At 29.9% G+C, this 4,334-nt stretch carries 6 protein-coding genes; 1 reads left to right on the top strand and 5 read right to left on the bottom strand.

The genetic code is table 11. From position 1 onward, the window contains the following. Positions 1 to 179 precede the first annotated feature (179 nt). Positions 180 to 770, top strand: coding sequence for a thioredoxin family protein (locus ABWO04_RS10120; RefSeq protein WP_353079588.1), 591 nt, complete (start codon positions 180 to 182; stop codon positions 768 to 770). A 3-nt stretch (positions 771 to 773) separates the two neighbouring features. On the opposite strand, the gene ABWO04_RS10115 is transcribed toward ABWO04_RS10120, so the two are convergent. The 5 genes from ABWO04_RS10115 to ABWO04_RS10095 all read right to left on the bottom strand — a co-directional run bounded on the left by ABWO04_RS10115 (position 774) and on the right by ABWO04_RS10095 (position 4,068). Next, the gene (locus tag ABWO04_RS10115; protein ID WP_353079587.1) at positions 774 to 1,256 is read right to left on the bottom strand and encodes a hypothetical protein; all 483 of its coding nucleotides are present in this window, start codon (positions 1,254 to 1,256) and stop codon (positions 774 to 776) included. Between the two features lie 4 nt (positions 1,257 to 1,260). Continuing rightward, positions 1,261 to 1,953 (bottom strand): tRNA pseudouridine(55) synthase TruB, encoded by a 693-nt coding sequence (truB, locus tag ABWO04_RS10110; protein ID WP_353079586.1) that lies wholly within the window; start codon positions 1,951 to 1,953, stop codon positions 1,261 to 1,263. Next, on the bottom strand, positions 1,953 to 2,762 hold the full coding sequence (locus ABWO04_RS10105; RefSeq protein WP_353079585.1) for an undecaprenyl-diphosphate phosphatase: 810 nt from the start codon (positions 2,760 to 2,762) through the stop codon (positions 1,953 to 1,955). The genes truB and ABWO04_RS10105 overlap by 1 nt, the downstream gene beginning before the upstream one ends. A 55-nt stretch (positions 2,763 to 2,817) precedes the next feature. Further along, complete coding sequence (locus tag ABWO04_RS10100) at positions 2,818 to 3,063, bottom strand: DUF3098 domain-containing protein (RefSeq protein ID WP_353079584.1); 246 nt, start codon at positions 3,061 to 3,063, stop codon at positions 2,818 to 2,820. A 129-nt stretch (positions 3,064 to 3,192) separates the two neighbouring features. Further along, positions 3,193 to 4,068 (bottom strand): cell division protein FtsX, encoded by an 876-nt coding sequence (locus ABWO04_RS10095; protein ID WP_291241397.1) that lies wholly within the window; start codon positions 4,066 to 4,068, stop codon positions 3,193 to 3,195. Positions 4,069 to 4,334: the final 266 nt, after the last annotated feature.

Below are 4,334 nucleotides of genomic sequence, written 5' to 3'. Positions count from 1 at the left end.
TCTCCACTTAATTTAAGAAGGATTCTTTTGTAACTCATTGTGTTATTTTTAGTGTTGCAAATATAATTATTATCTGCTATCAAAAAAACAATTTAATTTAGAAACTCCAATTCTGTGTAACATATAATACACAATTGCTCAATATTTATTTTTAAATTTGTAGAAACAATTCATCCGCTATGAAATCTATTATCCAATCTGCTTTACAAAATAGTCATTCTTATACTGAATATCGAACGCTTGTTTCGAAATTAATTAGCGAAGGAAAATCGACCGGAAACGAACAAAGTGCCGATTTATTGCACTATTCGGAATTGAATGAAGTGCGAATGAAACGTTTAGAAAAAACACTAAAATTAGACTTAGAAGTAGAAAAAGCGCTACAAAATTTGAAATCTAAACAAACTTGGTTAGTAATTTCAGAAGGTTGGTGTGGCGATGCGGCTCAGATTTTACCAATTATCAAATTAATGACTGAAGTTTCTGAAAACATTGACTTTAAAATAGTGTTACGTGATGAAAATGAAGCCTTAATGAACCAATTTTTAACCAATGGTGCCAAATCGATTCCTAAATTATTGGTTTTAGATGAATCATTTAACTTAATAAATCATTGGGGACCACGACCAGAAGGCGCAAAAAACCTAATTATCGAGTATAAAGCAAACCACGGAATTGTGGATGAAGCTGCAAAAATAGCCTTACAAAAATGGTATTTAGACGATAAAGGAATTTCTACAATGAAGGAGATTGTTAAGTTAATTGGATAAATTTTAAATAAAATCTGTATCTGAAAAAATTAACCAATTTTGTCCTTGCCCCCAAATATCGATATGAAATCCATCAAAATAATGTTGATTTATTTTCGTTTTTTCATCGCAAGGAGAATAAATTAATTTAACATTATTTAGATTTTCAACATTCCAATTTTCATATACATTTAGTTCTAGAATATGTTTTTCATTACAATTGTTGTTTGAGATTTTAATTAAACTAAAGGATTTTATTCCCAACTTTTCAAGTTTATTTTTGATGTCTTTCGGAAGTTTATTTATTGAAATATTATAACTTTCTTTTAGGTTAAGTTTAATAATTTCATTCACAATTGAATTAAGTTCTCCAATGTTAGATTTAAAATTTTCATTATTTTCAATGAAACATTTTTCAAAATTTGGATTGAATTTAGAATATACTTTCCAAGAAATTCCTAAAACAACAACTCCAAAAACTAATATTATAAATTTAGGAATTTTCATAAAATTAAGATGTTAATCCTTCAATAAAAGCCTCCGGTTCCGTAGCGTTTTCCACCGAATAATCACCGATTTTTGTTCTACGAAGCGCGGTTAAATGACCTCCTGATTGTAAAGCTACACCAAAATCGTAAGCGATGGAGCGAATGTACGTTCCTTTGCTGCATACAATTCTGAAATCTATTTCGGGTAAGGCAATTCTGGTGATTTCAAATTCAGAAACCATTACTTTTCTGGTTTTTATTTCTACTTCAATACCAGCACGAGCCGATTCGTACAACCTTTTTCCATCTTTTTTAATGGCTGAAAAAACAGGTGGTTTTTGGTCTATTTCACCAATAAATTGCGGTAACGTTTCGTAAATTAAAGCTTCTGTAATATGTTCGGTTGGAAAAGTGGCGTTAATTTCTGTTTCTAAATCGTATGAAGGAGTAGTGGCTCCTACCGTAATAGTTCCAGTATATTCTTTAGCTTGACCTTGTAATTCTTCAATTCTTTTTGTGAATTTTCCTGTACAAATCAGTAATAAACCAGATGCTAATGGATCTAATGTTCCGGCGTGACCAATTTTGAATTTTTTAGGTAATTTTAATTCCTTAATTAATCCGAATTTTAATTTATTTACGGCTTGAAAAGACGACCATTTTAGCGGTTTATCAATTAGTAAAATTTGTCCTTCTTGGTAGTCTTCTGCTTTCATTATTTGTAAAAATTAAAGTAAGCTATCAACAGAATTCCCGCAATAATTCTATACCAACCCCAAGGTTTAAATCCGTATTTTTTAATGATTTCAATGAAAAATTTAATGGCTAAAACTGCTACCACAAAGGCAACTAAATTTCCAATTATAAACATTTTAGTATTGTCTTCTGTTTTCAGAATTAATTCGAAACCTTTTAAACCACTTTTATCATAGGTTTTCAAAAACACTGAATAACAAGTAACCGCTAACATCGTTGGCACGGCTAAAAAGAAAGAAAATTCCGCTGCCGCTTGTCGACTTAGCCCTTGTTGCATTCCTCCAATGATACTTGCAGCACTTCTACTTGTACCTGGCATCATAGCCAAACATTGCCAAAAACCAATAGTAACCGCTTTTTTTATAGTGATGTCTTCTTCTTTATGAATGGTAGGATTTTTGAAAAATCGATCTACAAATAGTAAAATTATTCCTCCAATAATTAATACAATCGCAATAGGAGTAGGATGTTCTAAAACTGCTTCGATTTTATCATCAAATAATTTTCCTAAAATTAAAGCCGGTACAACTGCACAAGCCAATTTAATAAAGAATTGCAACTTCGAAAAATCGAAAAACTTTTTCCAATACAATACAACCACAGCTAAAATGGCTCCAAATTGTATAGAAACTTGAAATAATTTTACAAATTCTTCTTTTTCAATTCCGAAATAAGAACTGGCAAAAATCATATGTCCTGTAGAAGAAACCGGTAAATATTCTGTAATGCCTTCAATAATGGCAATGATAATAGCTTGAAGTAAATCCATTTTTAGATTTTTAGATTCTTAGATTCTTAGGAAAACAGAATCTTAAAAATATAAATTAATTTTCAGATTTCGACTTCTTTAAAATCGAATAAATTGTAATTCCGAATCCGATTAACACAACCGTTGGCGCTAACCTAATTCTTCTGAAGCTATATACGTCTTCATTAAATACATTTGGATTTTCGTTGGCACCACCACTCATTAAAATGAAGCCTAAAGCAATAACCACTAATCCGATAATTAATATTTTATAATTGGTAGCACTGAATAAAAATTCGGGCTTTTTTGTGTTTTCTTTCATTGTAATTTATATTTATGTTGTTTTAAGGCCTCAATTTATGGTGACTGAGGCTCTCGAAGTCACCTTCGACTGAGGTTCTCGAAGTCACCATCGCCTTAGATTCTCAAAGTCACTTTTTACTTAAGGCTTCTAATACAAATCGTCTGTTCTTAAATTTAAGAAACGAGTGGTTGCAAAATACGTACTCAACCAAGTAATAATAATACCGATTAACAATACGCCAAAAGCCACAATACCAATAGAGGCGTAATCTTTTGCAATTCCTAAAGTTGGAAATAAACCATCAATATAAAACGCTAAAATAACCAATCCAATAATGGCCAAAACCGCTCCTATTATTCCTAATAAAATACTTGTTTTAATAAAAGGTTTTCTGATAAATGTTTTTGTAGCACCAACCATTTGCATTGTTTTTATGGTAAATCGATGTGAATAAACCGACAAACGAATCGAACCGTTAATTAATAGCATCGCTACAAAAGTTAAAACCGTACTTATAATTAAAATCCAAAAACTAATTTCAGATACATTTTCGTTAACTAATTCTACTAATTCTTTGTCGTAAATAATGTCAGAAATATTGCCATTTCTTTTAAAATTATTTTCTATTTTTTTAATCTCTTCTTTAGTTACATAATTACTTTTTAAGTGAATATCAAAAGAATTTTGTAACGGATTAAATCCTAAAAACTCCATAAAATCCTTACCAACTATGTCTGGATTGTTTTTTGCAGCTTCTTCTTTGGTTACAAAATCGTACGATTTGATAAATTTTGAATTTTTCAATTCGGTATCAAATGCATTTAGAATCGTATCATTCGCTTCGTCTTTAAAATAAACACTCATAGGAATGTTTTCTTTAAAATCGTTCGAAATTTTTTCAGAATTTATCACAAACAAACCTAATGCTCCTAATAAAAAAAGTACTAAAAAAATACTAAAAACTACCGAAAAATAAGAAGAAATTAATCTTCTACGTTGATATTGCTCAAATGATTGTGCCATAAGTTTACTAATTATGCTGTAAAAATAGTAAAGAAATTTTGTTTACACAGAATATAACAACAAAGTTTTAACATTAGTATATAAAAATGTAAATTTGCACCTTATTTTTCGGTTAAAACCGATAATAAAAAATCAGAAAACAGACTATAGAAAACAGAAATGAAATATTTCCACGAAAAAATCGAAGCCAAATGGCAACACTATTGGGCAAAAAACCAAACTTTTGCTGCGTCTAATCAATCGGATAAACCTAAATACTATGTATT

Source organism: Flavobacterium sp. (assembly GCF_040382755.1).
Classification (GTDB): domain Bacteria; phylum Bacteroidota; class Bacteroidia; order Flavobacteriales; family Flavobacteriaceae; genus Flavobacterium.
This window is presented reverse-complemented; position numbering and strand designations above follow the sequence as displayed.

Excerpts from the sequence above, each read along its gene's own strand:
- ABWO04_RS10105 (WP_353079585.1), bottom strand. The coding sequence starts at position 2,762 with ATGGATTTACTTCAAGCTATTATCATTGCCATTATTGAAGGCATTACA.
- ABWO04_RS10115 (WP_353079587.1), bottom strand. The coding sequence starts at position 1,256 with ATGAAAATTCCTAAATTTATAATATTAGTTTTTGGAGTTGTTGTTTTA.
- ABWO04_RS10120 (WP_353079588.1), top strand. The coding sequence starts at position 180 with ATGAAATCTATTATCCAATCTGCTTTACAAAATAGTCATTCTTATACT.
- ABWO04_RS10100 (WP_353079584.1), bottom strand. The coding sequence starts at position 3,063 with ATGAAAGAAAACACAAAAAAGCCCGAATTTTTATTCAGTGCTACCAAT.
- truB (WP_353079586.1), bottom strand. The coding sequence starts at position 1,953 with ATGAAAGCAGAAGACTACCAAGAAGGACAAATTTTACTAATTGATAAA.
- ABWO04_RS10095 (WP_291241397.1), bottom strand. The coding sequence starts at position 4,068 with ATGGCACAATCATTTGAGCAATATCAACGTAGAAGATTAATTTCTTCT.